At 59.2% G+C, this 21,942-nt stretch carries 23 protein-coding genes; 14 read left to right on the top strand and 9 right to left on the bottom strand.

Annotation, left to right across the window (positions count from 1 at the left end; translation table 11 throughout):
• The first annotated feature begins 757 nt into the window (after positions 1-757).
• The gene (locus tag GKN89_RS03390; protein WP_154746341.1) at positions 758-1,324 is read left to right on the top strand and encodes a VOC family protein; all 567 of its coding nucleotides are present in this window, start codon (positions 758-760) and stop codon (positions 1,322-1,324) included.
• Here the strand turns inward: GKN89_RS03390 and GKN89_RS03385 are convergent.
• Positions 1,321-2,469, bottom strand: coding sequence for a MalY/PatB family protein (locus tag GKN89_RS03385; protein ID WP_154746340.1), 1,149 nt, complete (start codon positions 2,467-2,469; stop codon positions 1,321-1,323). The two genes, GKN89_RS03390 and GKN89_RS03385, sit on opposite strands and share 4 nt — an antisense overlap.
• Positions 2,470-2,570: 101 nt before the next feature.
• Between GKN89_RS03385 and cutC the strand changes: the two genes are divergently transcribed.
• The 3 genes from cutC (at position 2,571) to GKN89_RS03370 (ending at position 6,269) form a co-directional block, all read left to right on the top strand.
• Positions 2,571-3,329 carry a copper homeostasis protein CutC gene (cutC, locus tag GKN89_RS03380; protein ID WP_154746339.1) on the top strand — a complete coding sequence of 253 codons (759 nt, stop codon included), beginning with the start codon at positions 2,571-2,573 and terminating at the stop codon, positions 3,327-3,329.
• Positions 3,330-3,759: 430 nt separating this feature from the next.
• Positions 3,760-4,164 (top strand): hypothetical protein, encoded by a 405-nt coding sequence (locus GKN89_RS03375; RefSeq protein WP_025159811.1) that lies wholly within the window; start codon positions 3,760-3,762, stop codon positions 4,162-4,164.
• Positions 4,161-6,269: an FKBP-type peptidyl-prolyl cis-trans isomerase N-terminal domain-containing protein gene (locus tag GKN89_RS03370; protein ID WP_154746338.1), complete on the top strand. Its 2,109-nt coding sequence runs from the start codon at positions 4,161-4,163 to the stop codon at positions 6,267-6,269. Before GKN89_RS03375 ends, GKN89_RS03370 begins: the two co-directional genes overlap by 4 nt.
• A 36-nt stretch (positions 6,270-6,305) precedes the next feature.
• Here GKN89_RS03370 and cmoB read toward each other — a convergent pair whose 3' ends face one another.
• From cmoB to GKN89_RS03345, 5 genes are all read right to left on the bottom strand, one after another.
• Positions 6,306-7,277: a tRNA 5-methoxyuridine(34)/uridine 5-oxyacetic acid(34) synthase CmoB gene (gene cmoB / locus GKN89_RS03365; protein WP_154746337.1), complete on the bottom strand. Its 972-nt coding sequence runs from the start codon at positions 7,275-7,277 to the stop codon at positions 6,306-6,308.
• The gene (cmoA, locus tag GKN89_RS03360; RefSeq protein WP_063918483.1) at positions 7,274-8,017 is read right to left on the bottom strand and encodes a carboxy-S-adenosyl-L-methionine synthase CmoA; all 744 of its coding nucleotides are present in this window, start codon (positions 8,015-8,017) and stop codon (positions 7,274-7,276) included. The genes cmoB and cmoA overlap by 4 nt, the downstream gene beginning before the upstream one ends.
• A 102-nt stretch (positions 8,018-8,119) precedes the next feature.
• Positions 8,120-8,515, bottom strand: a complete 396-nt coding sequence (locus GKN89_RS03355; RefSeq protein ID WP_154746336.1) for an MAPEG family protein — start codon at positions 8,513-8,515, stop codon at positions 8,120-8,122.
• A 102-nt stretch (positions 8,516-8,617) separates the two neighbouring features.
• Entirely contained in the window at positions 8,618-9,433 is an 816-nt protein-coding gene (locus GKN89_RS03350) for a DUF72 domain-containing protein (RefSeq protein ID WP_370520172.1), read from the bottom strand.
• Positions 9,434-9,480: 47 nt separating this feature from the next.
• Positions 9,481-10,059: a hydrolase gene (locus GKN89_RS03345; RefSeq protein ID WP_154746335.1), complete on the bottom strand. Its 579-nt coding sequence runs from the start codon at positions 10,057-10,059 to the stop codon at positions 9,481-9,483.
• Positions 10,060-10,274: 215 nt separating this feature from the next.
• On the opposite strand from GKN89_RS03345, the gene GKN89_RS03340 reads away from it, so the two are divergent.
• The 7 genes from GKN89_RS03340 to ruvB all read left to right on the top strand — a co-directional run bounded on the left by GKN89_RS03340 (position 10,275) and on the right by ruvB (position 15,904).
• The gene (locus GKN89_RS03340) at positions 10,275-10,505 is read left to right on the top strand and encodes a zinc ribbon domain-containing protein (protein ID WP_320204121.1); all 231 of its coding nucleotides are present in this window, start codon (positions 10,275-10,277) and stop codon (positions 10,503-10,505) included.
• A 74-nt stretch (positions 10,506-10,579) separates the two neighbouring features.
• Complete coding sequence (gene aspS, locus GKN89_RS03335; RefSeq protein ID WP_019452809.1) at positions 10,580-12,364, top strand: aspartate--tRNA ligase; 1,785 nt, start codon at positions 10,580-10,582, stop codon at positions 12,362-12,364.
• A complete protein-coding gene (gene nudB, locus GKN89_RS03330; protein WP_019452808.1) occupies positions 12,364-12,810 on the top strand; it encodes a dihydroneopterin triphosphate diphosphatase in 447 nt (148 codons plus the stop codon). Before aspS ends, nudB begins: the two co-directional genes overlap by 1 nt.
• 20 nt (positions 12,811-12,830) lie before the next feature.
• Positions 12,831-13,574 (top strand): YebC/PmpR family DNA-binding transcriptional regulator, encoded by a 744-nt coding sequence (locus tag GKN89_RS03325; protein WP_004932370.1) that lies wholly within the window; start codon positions 12,831-12,833, stop codon positions 13,572-13,574.
• Positions 13,575-13,631: 57 nt separating this feature from the next.
• The gene (gene ruvC / locus GKN89_RS03320; protein WP_004932367.1) at positions 13,632-14,153 is read left to right on the top strand and encodes a crossover junction endodeoxyribonuclease RuvC; all 522 of its coding nucleotides are present in this window, start codon (positions 13,632-13,634) and stop codon (positions 14,151-14,153) included.
• Between the two features lie 112 nt (positions 14,154-14,265).
• Positions 14,266-14,880 carry a Holliday junction branch migration protein RuvA gene (ruvA, locus tag GKN89_RS03315; RefSeq protein ID WP_004932365.1) on the top strand — a complete coding sequence of 205 codons (615 nt, stop codon included), beginning with the start codon at positions 14,266-14,268 and terminating at the stop codon, positions 14,878-14,880.
• Between the two features lie 19 nt (positions 14,881-14,899).
• Positions 14,900-15,904, top strand: coding sequence for a Holliday junction branch migration DNA helicase RuvB (gene ruvB, locus GKN89_RS03310; RefSeq protein ID WP_019452807.1), 1,005 nt, complete (start codon positions 14,900-14,902; stop codon positions 15,902-15,904).
• Between the two features lie 61 nt (positions 15,905-15,965).
• On the opposite strand, the gene znuB is transcribed toward ruvB, so the two are convergent.
• Both znuB and znuC read right to left on the bottom strand, forming a co-directional pair.
• Entirely contained in the window at positions 15,966-16,751 is a 786-nt protein-coding gene (gene znuB / locus GKN89_RS03305; RefSeq protein WP_019452806.1) for a zinc ABC transporter permease subunit ZnuB, read from the bottom strand.
• Positions 16,748-17,506, bottom strand: a complete 759-nt coding sequence (gene znuC, locus GKN89_RS03300) for a zinc ABC transporter ATP-binding protein ZnuC (protein ID WP_004932357.1) — start codon at positions 17,504-17,506, stop codon at positions 16,748-16,750. Before znuC ends, znuB begins: the two co-directional genes overlap by 4 nt.
• Positions 17,507-17,584: 78 nt before the next feature.
• On the opposite strand from znuC, the gene znuA reads away from it, so the two are divergent.
• The 3 genes from znuA to lpxM all read left to right on the top strand — a co-directional run bounded on the left by znuA (position 17,585) and on the right by lpxM (position 20,991).
• Complete coding sequence (gene znuA, locus GKN89_RS03295) at positions 17,585-18,529, top strand: zinc ABC transporter substrate-binding protein ZnuA (RefSeq protein ID WP_154746644.1); 945 nt, start codon at positions 17,585-17,587, stop codon at positions 18,527-18,529.
• Between the two features lie 21 nt (positions 18,530-18,550).
• Positions 18,551-19,873 (top strand): murein DD-endopeptidase MepM, encoded by a 1,323-nt coding sequence (gene mepM / locus GKN89_RS03290; protein ID WP_063918482.1) that lies wholly within the window; start codon positions 18,551-18,553, stop codon positions 19,871-19,873.
• A gap of 149 nt (positions 19,874-20,022) precedes the next feature.
• On the top strand, positions 20,023-20,991 hold the full coding sequence (gene lpxM, locus GKN89_RS03285; RefSeq protein ID WP_019452803.1) for a lauroyl-Kdo(2)-lipid IV(A) myristoyltransferase: 969 nt from the start codon (positions 20,023-20,025) through the stop codon (positions 20,989-20,991).
• A gap of 48 nt (positions 20,992-21,039) precedes the next feature.
• Here the strand turns inward: lpxM and GKN89_RS03280 are convergent, their stop codons facing one another.
• Positions 21,040-21,921: a leucine-rich repeat domain-containing protein gene (locus tag GKN89_RS03280; protein ID WP_154746334.1), complete on the bottom strand. Its 882-nt coding sequence runs from the start codon at positions 21,919-21,921 to the stop codon at positions 21,040-21,042.
• Between the last annotated feature and the right edge of the window lie 21 nt (positions 21,922-21,942).

Genomic DNA, 21,942 nt, shown 5'->3' with positions numbered 1-21,942 from the left:
GGCGACCGCCACAAAACAGCCTGCAAGTGTAACCGATTTGACACAGCCCGTCAGCAGTTGGCACGGCCGCCGCGATGAAACTGTTGTCGGGTGCGGCCGTCGATTATCAGGTCGATTGTCAGAAGGTGGGAAATGGTACGGCCGAGAAAAGAGCAGGCAGGGAGGAGAGAGCCTGGAGGCTAACGTTTTTTATTGTGACGTTTGCTGCCAAACGTATTGGGGCTGCGTGATTTAAAATGACGGTAAATGGCGTATACGGCGATAATTATCAACACCAAGGATATCGTCAGCAATAGCATAATGATCATCTCGAATTAAATTTTCCTCCAAGGTAGCCGAGTTGCTTCGGTGAATCAATTGCCCAGATCGAAATTAAGATAATCCTTAGGATTTTGTTTATCTGATAATTTTATCTTCTTTTTATACAACGGGTTGGGTTTTTTGTTTTGCATAATCTGGAAGCATCATCAGGGTCCGGATAAATTAAGTAATTCAATCGGTTTAACGACTCAATGCGGGTTTAACTTGTGTAAAATAACTTAAGTCCGGGCGTCATGATTAAAAAGTATAATGAAGTGCGAAAAATCTGATTTGTTATTTTATTGCCAATTTTATATCCCCCCCCTTATAGGATATCGGTTTCTTGTTCTTCGCCGATGTCAGAAAACCGGAGGAACTGTCGCGTATCTCTGGCGAGTACGGCCACCACCGTGTAAATTACGGCGTTTAACTTTACGCTCGTTGTTTTGAGGTTTCTATGACCACTCCCTTGCAGGCTATTGCCGAGCTTGACGATCTGACGCTTGACCTACCGCGTTTCGAACAGGCGTTGCAACAATTTGCAGCCAGACTGCGGCTCGATCTGTCCTCGTTTACCGCCGATCACATTTCCCTGCGTTGCCACCAAAACGCCACTGCCGAACGCTGGCGTCAGGGATTGATGCAGTGCGGAACACTGTTTTCCGAGGCGGTGATCAACGGGCGGCCTATCTGTCTGTTCGATTTGTCGCAGCCGCTGGTCGTGGGCCCGTGGCACATAGACTGTGTCGAGCTGCCGTATCCCGGGGAGAAACGCTATCCGCATGAAGGCTGGGAACATGTCGAGTTGGTCCTGAGCGGCGATCCGCAGACGCTGCACGCCCGGGCGTTGAGCTATCTTGCCGATGAAGTATTGCTGGCACCGGGGATCAAGCTGAAGCAAAGCTCGCCAAAAAACGAAGGCGAGAGATTGCCGAATCCAATCCTGGCCATCACCGACGGAACGGTCACGATCAAGTTTCATCCTTACTCCATTCGGGACATTGTCGCCAGCGAGCAAGGCTAGTCGAACAGCGTGGCGCAGGCCCGCGCCATGCGTTCGAGCGCTTCATCGAGCAGAGCCCGCCGGCAACCGAAGTTCAGTCGTACAAAGCGCCGATCGCCGAAATCCAAACCGGCGCTTAATCCAACGCCCGCGTGCTCGAAGAACTGTTGCGGATTGTCCACCGGCAAAGCGCTGCAGTCGATCCAGGTCAAATAGGTGGCTTCAATCGGCAACAACTTCAATCCCGGCATGGCGTTGATGCGCTCTGTCAGCCGATCGCGATTGGCGCGCAGATAAATCAACTGCTCGTCCAGCCAGGGTTGCCCGTATTGATAGGCCGCTTGGGCGGCGATCAGCGCCAGCAGATTGACCTCCGGCACGATGCCGCTGCGCGCGCGTTTCAGCTTTTGTCGCAGCGCGTCATTAGGGACGATCGCCATCGAGGCGCCCAACCCGGCGAGATTAAACGCTTTTGATGGCGACATCAGGGTTACGCTGCGTTGGGCCGCGTCTTCGTTCAGGGTGGCGAAAGGGATATGACGCACGCCGGGTTCAAGCAGCAGTTCGCAGTGGATCTCGTCCGAACAGACGATTAGATCGTGCTCGCGGGCGAACTGATGGTGCTGCAACAGCTCCTCTCGGCGATAAACGGTGCCGCCTGGATTTTGCGGGTTGCACAGCAGCAGGAGCTTTTCGTTGCCGCTGAGCCGTCCGCGTATCGCGGCAAAATCCAACACCCAACGTTGCTCCACTGCCGCCAGCGGCACCGAGAGGTGTTGGCGTCCGGCGAATTTGGCCGCTTTGCGAAACGGCGGATAAATCGGGGTAGGGGCCAGCGTGCTCTGGTGGGCATCGGTGCAGGCGCGCACGCACAGGTTCAGGCCGCACACCAGGCCCGGCAGGAAAATGATCCACTCAGGCTTGATGTGCCAGCCGTAGCGCTCTACCATGCGGCGGGTAAAAACCTCAATAAGATCATGGGATGGATGGGTGTAACCGAACACGCCGTGCGCTACGCGGCGCTGCAAGGCTTCGATCACCGCCGGCGGTGAGGTGAAATCGCTGTCGGCGACCCAGAGCGGAATAATGTCACGATCTCGATATTTATCCCACTTAACGCTGTCACTGTGACTGCGGTCTACCCATTGATCAAAATTGAATGCCATAGTGATAACCCTGAGCCGGTTTATGCTTAAGCATGAGCCTACGTGAGAAATAAAGAAATGAACAATTGCCGCCGTATGTTGGCCGTTATCTGGGGGTGACAATGATAAAACTGGAAGTTTGTTGCTTTAGCGTCGACTGTGCGCTGACGGCCGAACGGGCGGGCGCCGATCGTATCGAGTTGTGCGCCAGCCAGAGCGAAGGGGGATTGACGCCGAGTTATGGCACGTTGCGTCTGGCGCGCGAGCGGGTTTCGATCCCGGTACATCCGATCGTACGCCCGCGCGGTGGCGATTTCTGCTACGGCGCGGTTGATTTCGCGGTGATCAAGCAGGATATTTGCCAGATCCGCGAGATGGGGTTCCCTGGCGTGGTGGTCGGCATGCTGGATGAAGAAGGGCACATCGATCTGCCGCGCATGGGCGAAGTGATGAAGCTCTGTGAGGGCATGGCGGTGACCTTCCATCGCGCGTTCGACATGTGTCAGAACCCGATGGTGGCGCTCGCGCAACTGACCGACCTGGGCGTGGCGCGCATTCTGACCTCCGGCCAACAGCAGAGCGCCGAACTGGGTCTGCCGCTGCTGCGCGATTTGCGCCAGGCCAGTCAGGGGCCGGTGATCATGGCGGGCGCTGGCGTGCGCCTCAGCAATCTGCACAAGTTTGTCGATATCGGCCTGCACGAATTGCACAGCTCTTCCGGCCATCTGGTGCCGTCGACCATGCGTTACCGCAAGGCGGGGGTCACCATGTGCTCCGACAACGAGTTTGACGAATTTAGCCATTATTGCGTGGATGGCGAAATGGTGGAGGCGATGAAAAACGCGCTGGCCTTGGTTGATCCCTTGGCGCAAAGCGCATAAACACGCAGCTAACCGCGTTTGACAACCGGTTTCCGGGCCGTAAGACCCCTTTGCGTGACGCTGAGCCCTCGGCGATCGCGCAAGTACCAGGCCCCGGCGTATTGCCGGGGCTTTTTTTATGCCTTGTAAAGACTCTCTGCCCATTCCAACGCCGTTTCGCGGCTGAACAGGCCTTAACTCCTCTTGCGATCGTTATGTCCTGCTGATAAGTTTGTGAGTTAAAATCCTTTAAATATCATAATATTAAATGATTTTTTGATATGCATTTATGCGGTGAATGATTGGCGCCATGCCTCTCAATGCTGCGTCTGCATTTTCATGTCCGAACACAGCCTGGCTGATGGCCGGAACATCACAGCATCAATTGAGGAGAGCCGTCGGCGCAGCCGCAGAACGCGCTGATGGCGGACTTAACAAGGAGATAACGATAATGACCCGAACGGCACACTGTTTGACCGCTGCGCTTTTGCTGACCTTGACCCTGACCGGCTGTCAGACCGCCAAGCGGCCTGTTTCTACCTTAAGCAAGCCGCCCAGCGCAGAAGAAATTGCGGAGCAAGACAAACGGCAGCGTGAGGCCGAACGCATGCAGCAATGTCAGCGCGAACTGGATGCGATGCGCGGCATGGATAACGAAAAGTACCAAAAATTCAAACGCGAATTCGATACCTTGATGGGCGGTGCAGCGCAATATGCCGGGGTACGCCAACGGGTCAATACGGACACGCAGGAAACCGTCGACGCGCTGTATCGTTATCGTACCAACCGCCTTTGTGCGGACATCAGTTCTGCAATGATGACCGGACTGGCTGAGCGCGGAGAACGCGCCAAATGATCCTGCGTGCGAGAAAGGCATTGCTGAGCCTGATGATACCCTTGGCGTTTGCGCCAACGGTTGCTGTGGCAGATGACGATGTGCCTGCGCTGTTGCAATTTGCCGAGCGCTACCAGCGGCAGGATGCCCCGGCGGCGGACGCCGCTGCAACGGCCGTCCAGCCCCAGAAACCCCAAAAATCGGCGAGCCGGCCGGTTCAACCCCGCGAGGCGGCCACTCAGAAGAGGCAACTGGCGCAGTTGCAAAAGACGCTGCGCGAGAAAGATGCGCGATTGGATCAACAGCAAGCCGCTATTCAATCATTGCAGCAGGAACTGACCGCGTTGCGCGTCGCGTCCTCCCTGGCGGCTGCCGATAAACCGGCAGCGGCACCCGATCTGAGCGCGTTGAGCGACTTTGCCAGCGGCGTGCGGCAGGCGTTGAACCTGACGCCGCAGGAGCGACAGGCTCAGGCGCAAATAGCCGCGGCGCAAACGGCGCTAGCGCAGCAAAAGCAACAAACCGAGGAGCGAGATCGACGCATCGCATCGCTGGAACAACGGTTGGCGACGTTGTCTGAATCGTCTGATAACGTTCCGCAGCAGGTCTGGCGGGAAAAACTGACGGCGGCGCAAACCGCCAATGATAAAGCGCGCCAGCGTTATGAGCAGGACAAAAAAGCGGCCGCCGCTGAACTGGAACAACAGAAGGCCGAGGCCGCCAAGGCGCAGGATACGCTCCAGCAGCAGCTGGCGTTGCTGCAAAAAGAGCAGGAGGGCCAACGACAGCAGGGCGGGCAGCAAGAGAAAAGCCTGAAGGCGGCGTTGGCGCAGCAAAAGGCCGAGGCTGCCAAGACGGCGGGCGAACTGCAGCAGCAGCTGGCAACGCTGCAGAAAGAGCTGGACGGCCAACGCCAGCAGGGCGGGCAGCAAGAGAACAGCCTGAAGGCGGCGTTGGCGCAGCAAAAGGCCGAGGCTGCCAAGACGGCGGGCGAACTGCAGCCGCAGCTGGCAACGCTGCAGAACGAGCGGGACAGCCAGCGCCAGCATGCCGCGCAGCAAGAGAACAGCCTGAAGGCGGCGTTGGCGCAGCAAGAGGCCGAGGCTGCCAAGACGGCGGGCGATCTGCAGCAGCAGCTGGCAACGCTGCAGAAAGAGCGGGACAGCCAGCGCCAGCAAGCCGAGCAGCAAGAGAACAGCCTGAAGGCGGCGTTGGCGCAGCAAAAGGCCGTGGCCGCCAAGACGACGGGCGAGCTGCAACAGCAGCTGGCGCAGCTGCAGGAAAAAAACCAAACGCAAACCGAGCAGGCTAAGGCGCTGGAACAGCGTTTGGCGGCGGCAGCAGCGGAAAGCGCGCAGGCAGCGCAGCAGCGGGATAACGCGACGCAACAGGCGGATAAAACGGCGACGGCGCTGGCAGCCGCCCATCAGGCGCAGCAAGCCTTGCAAGAGGAGCTAAATGGGCTGAAAGCGCGGGCCAAATGGCTGCCGGATGCACTGACGCTCAAGAAAAAACCGGAGCAACAGAGCTATGCCGCCGGTGTCGCCCTGGGGCGCGACATTCAAACGATGCTGGCGGAGCGTAAAAATTGGGGCATCATTCCCGATAAAACCGTGCTGCTGGCCGGCGTAATTGATACCTTCAACGGCCATTACCAACTGAGCGATGCGCAGCTGGCCAGCGCATTGGCGGAGTCGGAAAAAGCGGTGAACGACGCCAGAAGCCAGGCGGCGAAGACGCAAACCAGCAAAGGCGAAGCGTTCGTCGCCGAGTTTAAAAAGAAGAAGGGCACGCAGAAGTCGCCAGCCGGCTTCTGGTATCGCATCGATTATGCCGGTGATGAAGCCATTGCGGAAAATGCGCGGGTGGACATCGTGGTGAAAGAGAGCTTGACCGACGGCAGCGTGATTCAGGATATGGATCGCAGTGGGAAGGTGATGTCACAGCCGCTCTCCGCCTATCCGCCGCTGTTCCGCGAGGCGATAGGCCATCTGAAAAATCACGGCTCGCTGACGATGGTGGTGCCGCCGGAGTTGGCGTACGGTGAAACGGGCTATGCGCCGCAGATCCCGCCGAACGCGACGATGGTCTATGAGCTGCGGATTGTCGATGTTGGCAACGGGTAAATGCGGGCCGGCGCAGGCCGGCCCGATTAGCAAGCGCTAGGGCTTTTTGGCGGTCAACACGGCGCGCAGCGGCGCCGGATAGCCTTCAACCGTTTTGCTGCGGTCGTTCGGGTCGAGGAATTCAGCCAGCGACTCGCTGGTCATCCAGTCTGTACGGCGCTGTTCTTCGAGGCTGGTGACGCACATATCGGCGATTTTCACGTCGACGAAGCCGCATTTCTCCAGCCAGCATTTCAGCGCTTCGGCGGAAGGAATGAAATACACGTTGCGCATCTGCGCATAACGGTCGCCCGGCACCAGCACCTGGTGGCGATCGCCTTCCACCACCAGCGTTTCCAGCACCAGTTCCCCCTCGGAGACCAGCTGATTTTTCAGTTGGTACAGGTGATCGAGCGGCGAGCGGCGATGATACAGCACGCCCATCGAGAACACGGTGTCGAACGCCGCCAGTTCCGGCAACTGCTCGATGCCGAGCGGCAGCAGGTGGGCGCGATGATCGCCGCCCAACAGTTTGCGCACCGCTTCAAATTGGCACAGGAACAGCTGCATCGGATCGATGCCTACGGCAAAGTGTGCGCCGGCGCCGATCATGCGCCACAGGTGATAACCGCTACCGCAGCCGACGTCGAGAATAGTACGGCCGGCCAACGGGGAGATGTGCGGCAGCACGCGATCCCATTTCCAGTCGGAATGCCATTCGGTATCGATATCGATGCCATACAGAGAGAAGGGTCCTTTGCGCCATGGCATCAGGGTGCGCAGCATTTTCTCGATACCTTCGAGCTGGCCCGGCGACAGCCCCGGTTCCATCTCGGCGCGCACGCCGTGCAGTAGATCGAGGCGGGTTGGGGCCAGCGTCGGCAAGTGCTCGACCGAGTTGAACCACTGTTTGAATTTGCCGTGCAGCGACTCCCGCTGCCAGGCGCTGAGTTGCGCGGGCAGCGTATCCAGCCAGTGGCTGAGGGGGCTTTTGGCGATATGCTGATAGAAGTCACCAAACTCGATCATTGCGCATCCCCCGCTTTCAGAGCGATCAGCGAACCGAAGTTGAAGCACTGGAACCACACTTCGGCATGCTCGAACCCAGCCTGTTGCAGACGCGCCTTGTGCGCCTCCACCGAGTCGGTCAGCATCACGTTTTCCAGCATGCTGCGTTTTTGGCTGATCTCCAGCTCGCTGTATCCATTGGCGCGTTTGAAATCGTGGTGCATGTTGAACAGCAGTTCGCCGACTTCGGCATCTTCAAAGCTGAACTTCTCCGACAGCACCAGCGCGCCGCCCGGGCGCAGGCCGCGATAGATTTTCTCCAGCAGACGCAGGCGGTCGGCGGGTTCGAGGAATTGCAGCGTAAAGTTCAGCACCACCATCGAGGCATTCTTGATATCGATATCGCGAATGTCGGCTTCGATAACCTCAACCGGTGTCTCGGCACGGAAGGCGTCGATATGGCGGCGGCAGCGTTCCACCATCGCCGGCGAGTTGTCGACGGCGACGATATGGCAGCCGGGCACCTTGATATTCCGCCGCATCGACAGCGTCGCCGCGCCCAGCGAGCAGCCGAGGTCATACACTCGGCTGTCGGGTTGCACAAAGCGTTCGGCCAGCATGCCGATCATCGAGATGATGTTGGAATAGCCGGGCACGGAGCGTTGGATCATGTCGGGGAACACTTCGGCGACGCGTTCGTCGAAGGTCCAGTCGCCCAGTTTGGCGATGGGGGCGGAGAAAAGGGTATCGCGGTTTGGCATAGCGGCAAATCAGTTCAGAATTCGAAGCTGCGTAGTCTAACAGAAAAGCGCAAAAAAGCGGAGCGGAAGCAGGCGGCGCGGCCGCCTGGTGATAAAACGGGATCAATGCAGGCTGAAAATCAGATCCCACGGCAGATAGAAGATATTTGCCAGCACCATCAACAACAAAGAGATATAGGTCGCGGCCATGCCCGAACGGCGCCAGCGCACCTCGCGGTTGCGTAAACCGTAGTAATGCACCAGCCGCCCGGCCATCAGCATCAGGCCGCAGAGGTGAATCATCCAGATTTCCGCGCCGTTCATCTCCATAATCACCAGCAATAAGGCAGCGATAGGAATGTATTCAACGGCGTTGCCATGTACGCGGATGGCGGTCTGTAACTCGTAAAAACCGCCGTCGCCGTAGGCTACGCGGTACTGCATCCTTAATCTGACTACGTCATAAGAGAGTTTGATCAACAACAATGCGCCGAGCACCACATAAAGCGCGCTTACCATTTTTCACTCCGTTCCCTAACCAAAACTGGCAGCCAGCATCATAGCCGTCATTGTATTCACTGTCGCGGGGAAATATTTGATGTTATTGGTCAGATTAATAGGTCAAAACAGTGCATCCTGTTCCGGCCAGTCCGGCGGCGCAGGCAAATTGGGGATCGCCAGGCGCAGCTGTTGCCAAATTTTTTGCGCTTGCTGGGGGGAATCGCCGTTGTCCGGCGTATGAATAAACAGATAAGGCTGATGCTGTTGCTGCCACAGCGGCAGTTTTTGCTGCCAGGCTTCGAACCAACGCAGGTTGTCAGTCAGTTGATCGCCGCCGATAAAGCGCACCAGCGGTTGGTCGGCGGTGACCAGGGCGTGTACCGGCAGCTTCGGCTTTTTCTGCTGCGCATCGCGCACGGCGGCGCTATTGGGGGCGGCGTGATGCACCGGGCGGCTGTCGAGGATCACCCGATTGATGCCGCGCTGGTGCAGCCCCTGATTCAGCGCACGTTCTTCCTCGCCCTTGGCGAAAAACGCCGGATGGCGCACTTCAACGCCGTAGGTGAATTCCTTCGGCAGGCTTTCGAAGAATTGCCACATGCGCGGCAGCTCATCGGGGCCGAAGGCGGCGGGCAACTGCAGCCACAGCTGACCGATGCGCTGGTGCACCGGACTCAGGCAGTGGTAAAACGCCTGCAGCTCGGCGGCGCAGTTGCGCAGGGCTGCCTTGTGGCTGATGTCCGACGGGAATTTGAAGCAGAAGCGAAAATCGTCGCCGGTCATGTCGCGCCAGCGCTGCACGATCTCCAGTTTCGGCAGCGCGTAGAAGGTGGTGTTGCCTTCCACGCAGTTGAAGTAGCGGCTGTAATCCGCCAAATCACGCAGCCCGATACGGTTCCAGGCCGAATGTTGCCACTGCGGCAGTCCGATGTAGATCACGGCGTCGTCTTCCTTTACTTAGCTCATCAGGCTACAACTTAACGTTACCGCTCGAGCGCGGCAAGAATTTCGCCGGTGTCGCGCACCCGTGCCAGCCGCGGGAAGATGTGCTCGAACGCGAAGCGGTGCATTTCCGCACTCTGCGCGCTGCAGGCATCTTCGGCGATCAGCAGTTCATAGCCGTGCTCCCAGGCGGCGCGGGCGGTGGACTCCACACCGATATTGGTGGAAATGCCGCCCAGCACCACGGATTTGACGCCGCGGCGCCGCAGCTGCAAATCCAGATCGGTGCCGTAGAAGGCGCCCCATTGGCGTTTGGTTACCCGAATATCGCTGTCGCTGACCGCCAGCTGCGCGGGGAACTCCCACCAATTGGCCGGTAAACCGCCGGCGGGCGCGGGAGCCGGTTTGTCCACCGGCTGCTTCAACGCTTCGGCGAAGGAGTCTGACCAGCCGACGCGCACCAGCAGTACCGGCGCGCCCAGCATACGAAAACGCGCGGCCAGCAACGCGGCGTTCGCCACGATCTGATCGGCGCTGTGCGGGCCGCCGGCGTAAGGGAGAATGCCGTTTTGCAAATCGATCAGCACCAGAGCGGTGGTTTGGGCGTCAAGTTTCAGCATGGATTTCATCTCGTTGCGAAGTGGATAAAAACTGTTCGGTACGCCAGCCGAGCGGCGTAAGGCGCAAAACCGGGGGAGAGTCAGGCTACGTGAAAAAACTGTCGCAGGTTAATGGGAAATTTGTTAATCGATGTGTTGATTCGGACAAAAACGCGCCATTTAGTGCAGTAACAATGCTGTGTTCGCACTTATCGGGCGGATGAATTTCCTTTATAATGACTCCCTTTTTTCAACACTCTTTAATCCAACGACCTATGCCGATTTATGAATATGCATGTGGTGCTTGCAACCATCGGTTAGAGAAATTGCAAAAATTTTCCGATGCGCCGCTGGCAGACTGCCCGGCGTGTGGGCAGCCCGCGTTGACCAAGTTGATCTCATCCTCCGGTTTCCAGCTTAAGGGCACCGGCTGGTATGCGACGGATTTTAAACCGGGCAACAAGTAGAATTTATCAGATAACAGCCGCGCGACAGGGGCGCAGTAGCCCGGCGCGGCATCGGCTGTGTAAAAGGATAGCGTATGCGTACTGAATATTGCGGGCAGTTGAATCTGTCCCACGTGGGCCAGGAAGTCACTCTGTGTGGTTGGGTCAATCGTCGTCGCGATCTCGGCGGCCTGATCTTTATTGATATGCGCGACCGCGAAGGCATCGTGCAGGTGTTCTTCGATCCGGACGAGAAAGTGGCGTTCGACAAGGCTTACGACCTGCGCAATGAGTTCTGCATCCAGATCGTCGGCACCGTGCGTGCGCGTCCGGACAGCCAGATCAATAAAGATATGGCCACCGGCGAAGTGGAAGTGTTCGCTCACGCGCTCGAGATCATCAACCGCTCCGAGCCGCTGCCGCTGGACTCCAACCAGGTCAACAGCGAAGAAGCGCGCCTGAAATATCGCTACCTGGATCTGCGCCGCCCGGAAATGGCCGAGCGTCTGAAGACCCGCGCCAAGATCACCAGCTTCGTGCGCCGCTTCATGGACAGCCACGGTTTCCTCGACATCGAAACGCCGATGCTGACCAAGGCGACGCCGGAAGGCGCCCGCGATTACCTGGTGCCGAGCCGCGTGCACAAGGGCAAATTCTACGCGCTCCCGCAGTCCCCGCAGCTGTTCAAACAGCTGCTGATGATGTCCGGCTTCGATCGTTACTACCAGATCGTCAAATGCTTCCGTGACGAAGACCTGCGTGCGGACCGTCAGCCTGAATTCACCCAGATCGACGTCGAAACCTCCTTCATGACCGCGGATCAGGTGCGTGAAGTGATGGAGAAACTGGCGCGTGAACTGTGGCTGGACGTGAAAGGCGTGGATCTGGGCGATTTCCCGGTCATGACCTTCGCCGAAGCGATGCGTCGCTTTGGTTCCGACAAGCCGGACCTGCGTAACCCGCTGGAGCTGGTGGACGTGGCTGACCTGGTCAAGGACGTCGAGTTTAAAGTGTTCTCCGGCCCGGCCAATGACGCCAAAGGCCGCGTGGCGGCGATCCGCGTACCGGGCGGCGCACAGCTGACCCGTAAGCAGATCGACGAGTACGGCGCTTTCGTCAACATCTACGGTGCCAAAGGCCTGGCGTGGCTGAAGGTCAATGACCGCGCCGCCGGCATGGAAGGCGTGCAGAGCCCGATCGCCAAATTCCTCAGCGCGGACGTGCTGGAAGCCGTCCTGGCGCGCACCGATGCGCAGACCGGCGATATCCTGTTCTTCGGCGCCGACAGCTTCAAGATCGTCACCGATGCGATGGGCGCGCTGCGCCTGAAGCTGGGTCGCGATTTGGCGCTGACCCAACTCGACAGCTGGGCGCCGCTGTGGGTGGTTGACTTCCCGATGTTCGAAGAAGACGAAGAGGGCGGCCTGGCGGCTATGCACCACCCGTTCACTTCACCGCGCGACATGAGCCCGGAAGAGCTGGCCGCCGCGCCGGTCAACGCCATCGCCAACGCCTATGACATGGTGATCAACGGCTACGAAGTGGGCGGCGGTTCGGTGCGTATTCACCGCAGCGAAATGCAGCAGACGGTGTTCAGCATTCTGGGCATTAACGAACACGAACAGCGCGAGAAGTTCGGCTTCCTGCTGGACGCGCTGAAGTACGGCACGCCGCCGCACGCCGGCCTGGCCTTCGGCCTGGACCGTCTGGTGATGCTGCTGACCGGCACCGACAACATCCGCGACGTCATCGCCTTCCCGAAAACCACCGCGGCGGCCTGCCTGATGACCGACGCACCGAGCTTCGCCAACCCGGCGTCGCTGCAGGAGCTGGCGATCAGCGTGGTAAAGAAAGCCGGTGCGGAACAAGAGAGCGAGTGATGAGTTATAAGCGCCCTGAATCTATCCTGGTAGTGATTTACGCGAAATCCAGTGGTCGGGTGCTGATGTTACAGCGGCGCGACGATACCGAGTTCTGGCAGTCGGTCACCGGCAGCCTGGAGCAGGATGAGTCGCCGCCGCATGCCGCGCAGCGTGAAGTCATGGAAGAAGTCGGCATCGATATCGAAGCAGAGCACCTGCCGTTGTTCGATTGCCAGCGCTGCGTGGAGTTTGAACTCTTTGTCCATTTGCGACATCGCTATGCGCCGGGAACCACGCGCAATAAAGAGCACTGGTTTTGTCTGGCGTTGCCCGAGGAGCGCGATCCGGTGATTACCGAGCATCACGCTTACCAATGGCTTGAGGCGGCAGAAGCCGTGAAGTTGACCAAGTCGTGGAGCAATCAGCAGGCGATTGAAGAGTTCGTGATCAATTCAGTCCAGTAGTTTTTTTCGGAGATTTTTTTATGGCAGGTCATAGTAAGTGGGCCAACACAAAGCACCGTAAAGCGGCGCAGGACGCCAAGCGCGGTAAAATTTTCACCAAGATTATTCGTGAGCTGGTCACGGCCGCCAAGCTGGGCGGCGGCGATCCGGATTCCAACCCGCGTCTGCGCGCGGCGATGGACAAGGCACTGTCGAACAACATGACGCGCGACACCATGAACCGTGCAATCGCGCGCGGCGTGGGCGGTGATGATGATACCAACATGGAAACCATCATCTATGAAGGCTACGGCCCTGGCGGCACCGCCGTCATGATCGAATGCCTGAGCGACAACCGCAACCGCACCGTGGCGGAAGTGCGTCACGCCTTCACCAAATGCGGCGGCAACCTCGGCACCGACGGTTCCGTTGCCTACCTGTTCACCAAGAAGGGCGTGATCACTTACGCACCGGGCCTGGATGAAGACAGCGTGATGGAAGCGGCGCTGGAAGCCGGTGCGGAAGACATCGTGACCTATGACGATGGCGCCATCGACGTGTTCACCGCCTGGGAAAGCCTGGGCGCGGTGAAAGACGCGCTGACCGCGGCGGGCTTCGAAGCCGAAGCGGCGGAAGTGTCGATGATCCCATCGACCAAGGCCGACATGGATGCGGAAACCGCGCCTAAGCTGCTGCGCCTGATCGATATGCTGGAAGACTGCGACGACGTGCAGGAAGTTTACCATAACGGTGAGATCTCCGACGAAGTGGCGGCGACGCTGTAATCCGGTAAAACGGGCGCCGCCACTCGGCGGCGCCGTGCATGCAAGGTGGATGTAGATATGGCGATCATACTCGGTATCGATCCCGGCTCACGCGTCACCGGCTATGGCCTTATTCGCCAGCAGGGGCGTCAGTTGAGCTATATCGCCAGCGGTTGCATTCGCACGGTGGTGGACGACATGCCGACGCGGCTGAAGCTGATTTATGCCGGCGTCAGTGAGATCATCACCCAGTTCCAGCCCGACTTCTTCGCCATCGAACAGGTGTTCATGGCCAAGAACCCGGATTCGGCGCTCAAGCTCGGTCAGGCGCGCGGCGTCGCGATCGTGGCGGCGGTGAATCAGAATCTGGAAGTGTTCGAGTATGCGGCGCGGCAGGTCAAACAAACCGTGGTCGGCACCGGTGCAGCCGAAAAGGCGCAGGTGCAACACATGGTGCGCTCGCTGCTCAAACTCTCGGCCAACCCGCAGGCGGATGCCGCCGACGCCCTGGCCATCGCCATTACCCACTGCCACCTTAGCCAGAACGTGCTGCGGATGAGCGAAGGGCGGCTGAACCTGGCGCGCGGGCGTTTGCGCTGACGCAAAGCGGTGATTACTCAGGCTGGATATTCATCCAGCCTTTTTTATGTTATAAGCTTTACCAGCAACGGCATGGCAGGGCGCCATGCCCGGTAATTCTGCAGGAGGGTAAATGATAGGTCGTCTCAGAGGAAATATTCTGGAAAAGCAGCCGCCGCTGGTGTTACTGGAGGCAAACGGCGTGGGCTATGAAGTGCACATGCCGATGACCTGCTTTTACGAGCTGCCGGAACTGGGGCAAGAGGCCATCGTGTTTACCCACTTCGTGGTGCGTGAGGACGCGCAGCTGCTGTACGGTTTCAACGACAAGCAAGAGCGTGCGCTGTTCCGCGAGCTGATCAAGGTTAACGGCGTCGGGCCGAAGCTGGCGCTGGCGATCCTGTCGGGCATGTCCGCACAGCAGTTCGTCAGTGCGGTGGAGCGCGAAGAGATCACTGCGCTGGTCAAGCTGCCGGGCGTGGGCAAGAAAACCGCCGAGCGCCTGGTGGTAGAGATGAAAGACCGCTTCAAGGGGCTCAACGGCGATCTGTTCAACAACAGCAGCGAGATCAGCCTGCCGGCCGCCGCCGACAAAACGCCGGAAGCGGACGCGGAAGCCGAAGCCGTCTCGGCGCTGGTGGCGTTGGGCTACAAGCCGCAGGAAGCCAGCCGCATGGTCAGCAAAATTGCCAAACCGGGTGCCGACTGCGAGACGCTGATCCGCGACGCGTTGCGCGCTGCTTTGTAAGGCCGCTAAGAGGTAGATAATGATTGAAGCCGATCGCCTGATCTCCGCCGAACCGATCAACGAGGAAGACGTCCTCGATCGTGCCATTCGCCCCAAGCTGTTGACCGAATATGTCGGCCAGCCGCACGTCCGCGAGCAGATGGAGATCTTCATCCAGGCGGCCAAACAGCGCGGTGACGCGCTCGACCACCTGCTGATCTTCGGCCCGCCGGGGCTGGGGAAAACTACCCTGGCCAACATCGTGGCCAACGAAATGGGGGTGAATCTGCGCACCACCTCCGGCCCGGTGCTGGAGAAGGCGGGCGATCTGGCGGCGATGCTGACCAACCTCGAACCGCACGACGTCTTGTTCATCGACGAAATCCACCGCCTGTCACCGGTGGTGGAAGAGGTGCTGTATCCGGCGATGGAAGATTACCAGCTGGATATCATGATCGGCGAAGGGCCGGCGGCGCGCTCGATTAAGCTCGATTTGCCGCCGTTTACCCTGGTGGGCGCCACCACCCGCGCCGGCTCGCTGACCTCACCGCTGCGCGATCGTTTCGGCATTGTCCAGCGGCTGGAGTTTTATCAGGTAGCGGATTTGCAGCACATCGTTTCTCGCAGCGCCGGTTGTCTGGGGCTGGAACTGTCCGATGAGGGTGCCCATGAGGTGGCCCGTCGCGCGCGCGGTACGCCGCGTATCGCCAACCGCCTGTTGCGCCGGGTGCGCGACTTCGCCGAGGTGCGCGCCAACGGCGTGATCAGCGGCGGGGTGGCGGCGCAGGCGCTCGATATGCTCAACGTCGATGCCGAGGGCTTCGACTATATGGATCGCAAGCTACTGCTGGCGATTATCGACAAGTTTACCGGTGGCCCGGTCGGGTTGGACAACCTGGCGGCGGCGATCGGCGAAGAACGCGAAACCATCGAAGACGTGATCGAACCGTTCCTGATCCAACAGGGCTTTATTCAGCGCACGCCGCGCGGCCGTTTGGCGACGCAGCATGCTTACCGGCACTTCGGGCTCGAACGCGAAGAGTAAGTTTTCCATCCTCAATGAAAAAGGGCCGCAAATGCGGCCCTTGTCATATCCCGGCTTTAAATCAGGCCTGCTGTTTTTTGAACAGGCTCAGCGTGAACAGCACGGCGGCGCAGAGCACCACCGAAGGGCCGGCCGGCGTATCGTAAAACGCCGAGAAGGTCAGGCCGCCGGTGACCGCCACCATGCCGAGCAACACGGCGACGCCGGCCATTTGCTCCGGCGTACGCGCGAAGCGGCGAGCGGTGGCCGCCGGAATGATCAGCAGCGAGGTGATGATCAGGGCGCCGACGAATTTCATCGCCAGGCCGATGGTCAATGCGGTAATCAGCATCAGCACGGTGCGAGCCCTCGCCAGATTGACGCCGTCGACGTGCGCCAGCTCCGGGCTGATGGTCATCGACAGCAGATCGCGCCACTGCCACCACAGCACCAGCAGCACCACGGCGACGCCACCGGCGATCATCGCAATATCGCTCAGCGTGACCGACAGCAGATCGCCGAACAGATAGGCCATCAGATCGACCCGCACGTTGGACATCAGCGCCACCACCACCAGCCCCAGCGACAGGGCGCTGTGGGCCAGAATGCCGAGCAGGGTATCCACCGAAAGCTGCGGGCGGCGTTCCAGCCACACCAGGGCCAGGGCCAGCAGCAGGGTAATGGCGATCACCGCATAGAAAGGATTGATGTCCAGCAGCAGACCAAAGGCGACACCGAGCAGCGAGGCGTGCGCCAGGGTATCGCCGAAGTAGGACATGCGGCGCCAGACCACGAAGGAGCCCAGCGGCCCGGCGGCGCTAGCCAGCAAAACCCCGGCCAGCCAGCCGGGAAGTAACAATTCGATCATGCTTCGCGGCTCCCGGTTTTCTTCAAGACAATTCTTCCCTGCAGGTCGTGGCGGTGATTGTGATGGTGGCGATACACCGCCAGCTGTTCTGCGCCGCGGTTGCCGAACATGGCGATGAATTCGGGATGCATTGAGACCACCTCCGGCGCGCCGGAACAGCAGATATGCTGATTGAGGCACAACACCTCGTCGGTTTTGGCCATCACCAGATGCAGATCGTGCGAGACCATCAGCACGGCGCAGCCCAGCTCTTTACGCAGCTGATCGATCAGGTCGTACAGCGCCAACTGACCGTTGACGTCCACCCCTTGCGTGGGTTCGTCCAGCACCAGCAGTTGCGGTTTATTCAGCAGCGCCCGCGCCAACAGTACGCGTTGGTTCTCGCCGCCGGAGAGCTTTTGCATCGGCTGGTCGAGCAGGTGCGCGGCGTGCACGCGCTTGAGCGCCGGCAGAATGTCGGCTTTCTTTACGCCGGGCTTCAATCGCATAAAGCGGCTGACGGTCAGTGGCAGGGTGGCGTCGAGGTGGAGTTTTTGCGGCACGTAGCCGATGCGCAGATCGGGCTCCCGCTCCAGCGTGCCGGCGGTTGGTTTGACCAATCCGAGCACCACGCGCACCAACGTGGATTTGCCCGCGCCGTTCGGGCCAAGCAGCGTGAGAATGCGGCCGGGCTGCAGGCTGAGGGAAATATTCGACAGCACCTTGCGGCTGCCGAAGGCGACGGAGATATTTTTTAGCGTTATCAGTGTGGACATCTCGAGATTACAGGTTGCAGAACGAAGCGGATGTTATAATATCACGCCTTGTTGATGAAAACGATGGGATTACTGATGATGGCACAGAAAAATAAATGGCTGCAGCGCACGCTGCTGGCCAGCGCACTGTTGATGGCCGGCCCGCTGAGCAGCGCTTCCGCTGCGGTGGTGACCTCGATTCGTCCGTTAGGCTTTATCGCATCGGCGATCGCCGACGGCGTGACGCCGACCGAGGTGCTGCTGCCGGATGGCGCTTCGCCGCACGATTTCGCGCTGCGTCCCTCCGATATCCAGCGCCTACGCTCCGCAGACCTGGTGCTGTGGGTCGGGCCGGATATGGAAGCGTTCCTGACCAAGGCGCTGGTGCCGATTTCGGCAGACCGCAAACTGGCCATCAGCGAACTGCCGGCGGTGAAACCGCTGCTGATGAAAGGCGAAGATGACGACGATCATGATCATGCAGGTGAAGCGCATAATCATGCCGATGACGATCACGGGCATCATCACGGCGAGTACAATATGCACGTTTGGTTGTCGCCGGAGGTGGCAAAAGTGACGGCGATCGCGATTCACGACAGATTATTGGAACTTATGCCGCAAAATAAGGACAAATTAGACGCAAACCTGCGCCAGTTCGAGAATCTGCTGACGCAAACTGACAAAAATGTTGGTAACATGCTTACGCCTGTGCAAGGTAAGGGTTATTTTGTTTTTCATGATGCTTACGGCTACTTTGAGAAACACTACGGTTTGAGTCCGCTGGGCCATTTCACCGTCAATCCCGAAATTCAGCCTGGAGCACAGCGCCTACACCAAATTCGAACACAGTTGGTTGAGCAGAAAGCGGTATGCGTTTTTGCTGAGCCACAATTCAGGCCGGCCGTAATCAATGCCGTCGCCAAGGGTACCAAAGTGCGTTCAGGAACGCTGGACCCGCTGGGCATCGGCATCGCGCTGGGGAAGGACAGCTACGGGAAATTCCTGACAGCGCTGTCAAACCAGTACGTGAGCTGCCTGAAGTAAAGCTTATGAGGATAATATCGAGTGCAGCAGATAGTCCGAACTATCGCTCTGGCGTATAACAACCTGCCACGGCCCCACCGCGTCATGCTGGGGTCGCTGACAGTCGTCACATTGGCCGTCGCTGTTTGGCGGCCTTTTGTTTATCACCCAGAACATAATCCCATCGCCAAGAACGTCGAATTAGAATCCAGTCAGTTGCGGTCATTGCTTCCCGAAGCCAGTGAGCCGATCGATGCCGACCAACCCACCCCCGATGACGAAATCCCGCAGGATGAACTGGATCAGAAGGATGCCGGCGATGACGGCGTGCATGAATATGTGGTTTCTACCGGCGACACCCTCGGCAGCATTCTGACGCAATATGGCATCGACATGTCGGATGTCACTCTGTTGGCTTCGCAAAACCGCGATCTGCGTAACCTGAAGATCGGCCAGCAACTGTCGTGGACCGTGAACGACGCGGGCGACCTGCAACAGCTGACCTGGGAGGTTTCTCGCCGTGAAACCCGCACCTATGACCGCGTCGGCAACAGCTTCAAAGAATCGAAAGAGGCGCAGCAGGGCGAATGGCGCAACAACGTGATCAGCGGCCGGGTCAACGGCAGCTTCGTCAGTAGCGCCGGTGATGCCGGGTTGAATCGTAACGAAATCAATGCGGTGATCAAGGCGCTGCAGTGGCAGCTCGATTTCCGCAAGCTGCGCAAAGGCGACCAATTCTCCGTGCTGATGTCGCGTGAACATTTCGACGGCAAGAAATCGCAAAGTCAGCTGTTGGGCGTGCGTATGCGCACCGGCGGCAAGGATTACTATGCGATCCGCGCCGAAGACGGCAAATTCTACGATCGCCAGGGCTCTGGCCTGGCGCGCGGCTTCATGCGTTTCCCGACCATGAAACAGTTCCGCATCTCCTCCAACTTCAACCCGCGCCGCGTGAACCCGGTGACCGGGCGCGTGGCGCCGCATAAGGGCGTCGATTTCGCCATGCCGGTCGGCACGCCAGTGCTGGCGGTCGGCGACGGTGAAGTGGTGATCGCCAAGCGCAGCGGCGCGGCGGGCAACTATGTGGCGATCCGCCACGGCCGCCAGTACACTACGCGCTATATGCATCTGAAAAAGTTGCTGGTGAAACCCGGCCAGAAAGTGAAACGCGGCGATCGTATTGCGCTTTCCGGCAACACCGGGCGCTCCACCGGGCCGCACCTGCACTTTGAACTGTGGACCGGCCAGCAGGCGGTGAACCCGCTGACGGCCAAGCTGCCGCGTTCCGAAGGGCTGAGCGGCAAAGACCGCAGCGATTATCTGGCGCAGGTGAAGGAAGTCGTTCCTCAACTGCAGCTGGATTAACGTCCCCCTTTTCCGGCGCTTCGGCGCCGCTAATTTCATCGGCCTGATTGCGGGCCGATGCTGTTTTATCTGGGCGGTTCGCGGTTGTTAATTGCAAAATCGGTGATGGCAATTATGATTAGCCGAATCGCTAAGCCAAGAGCATGTGCATGCAAAACGAGAAGAAATCGAACGTAGAGTTCATCCCGCAGTTTCAGAAAGCCTTTTTATCTCCACGCTACTGGGGCGTGTGGTTGGGAACCGGTCTGATGGCCGGCATTTCGCTGGTGCCTGCGCGCCTGCGCGATCCGGTGCTGGGCGCGGTCGGCAAACTGGCCGGTAAGCTGGCGAAGGGGGCGCGCCGCCGCGCCCGCATCAACTTGCTTTATTGCTTGCCGGAGCTGCCGGAAAGCGAACGCGAACACATCATCGACCAGATGTTCGCCTGCGCGCCGCAGTCGATGGTGCTGATGGCGGAACTGGCCTGCACCAAGCCGGAGAAAGTGCTCAAGCGCGTGCGCTGGCACGGCGAAGAAGTGTTGGACAGGATCCGGGCGGAAGGGCGCAACGTGATCTTCCTGGTGCCGCACGGCTGGGCGGTGGATGTGCCGGCGATGTTGATGGCCGCGCGCGGCCAACCGATGGCGGCGATGTTCCACAATCAGCGTAATCAGCTGATCGACTACCTATGGAACGCCGTGCGCCGCAAATTCGGCGGCCGTATGCACGCGCGCAACGACGGCATCAAACCCTTTATCAGTTCGGTGCGGCAGGGTTATTGGGGCTATTACCTGCCCGATCAGGATCATGGCGCGGAGCACAGCGAGTTCGTCGATTTCTTCGCGACCTATAAGGCGACGCTGCCGGCGGTGGGGCGGCTGATGAAGGTGTGTCGTGCGGCTATCGTGCCTTTGTTCCCGGTGTACGACGGCAAAACCAGCATGCTGGATATCTATATTCGCGAGCCGATGGATGACCTGGCCGAAGCCGACGATCCGCGCATTGCTCGCCGCATGAACGAAGAGGTGGAAAATCTGGTGGGCCCGAACCCGGAGCAGTACACCTGGATCCTCAAACTGCTGAAAACGCGTAAGGAAGGGGAGATTGAACCTTACTCGCGCGATGATCTGTACCGTTAATTTCTTCTGTCGCTAACGCCGGCCGGGTCTCACCCGACCGGCGTCTCTTCAAATGTGCACCATACAGCCGCGCGCCCGCAGGATGTCGACGACTTTCGGCGTGTGGGTGAAATCGTTCCAACGCAGGTCCAGCTTGCGCAGCCGGCTCAGTTCGCCAAGGCTTTCCGGCAGGTCGCTTAGGCGATTGGCCCGCAGATCCAGGCTTCTTAGCGCCGTCAGCTCACCGATATTATCCGGCAGCTGCGTCAGCTGATTGAAACGCAGGCTCAGCTCGCTCAATCGCGGCAGGCGGCAGAAGGCTTTCGGCAGCGCGGCGATGGCGTTGTTCGTCGCATCGAGAACCTCCAGCTCGCTGAGCAGGACGATCTCCGCCGGCAGCGTGGTCAGGGCGTTTTTCATGATATGCAGTTCGCGCAGCGCGCGCAGTTGCCCGATTTCGGCTGGCAGGCTGCGGATGCGATTGTTGTATAAACGCAGCTCCTGCAATGCCGCAAGCCTCGGTATCGCCTGTGGCAACGCGGTCAGATGGTTGTCGGTCGCGTTGAGATAGACCAGCTGTTGCAGCTGCGCCAGCGAGTGCGGCAGACAGCAAAAGCCGTTATCGCTCAAATAGAGGTATTTCAACCGATGCAGTTGGCCCAGCGCCTCGGGGAGCTCGCTGGCGCGATTGTGGCCAAAGTCGAACATCTCGAGCTGTTGTAACTGGCCAATCTCCGGCGGCAGGTGGCCGATCTGATTGCAGGAGATGTTTAGCACCTGCAGGTTGCGGTGTTGCAAGATAGAGGCGGGGAAGGCCGTCAGCTGATTGTCGTACAGGCTGATTTTGCGCAGTGCATGGCCGGTTAGCTGCGATTCGTCGAGCTGCGTCAGGCCGCGCCCATCGAGATCGAGCGCATCACCGGTCGAGGCGGGATTGTGTTGGTGGAGCATGGCGTTCTCCGTCGTTTATGG

The sequence above is a fragment of the Serratia sp. YC16 genome (genome assembly GCF_009707615.1).
In the GTDB taxonomy this organism is placed as follows: Bacteria; Pseudomonadota; Gammaproteobacteria; order Enterobacterales; family Enterobacteriaceae; genus Serratia; species Serratia surfactantfaciens.
The sequence above is the reverse complement of the archived record's forward strand: the minus strand, read 5'-3'. Positions and strand labels throughout refer to the sequence as shown.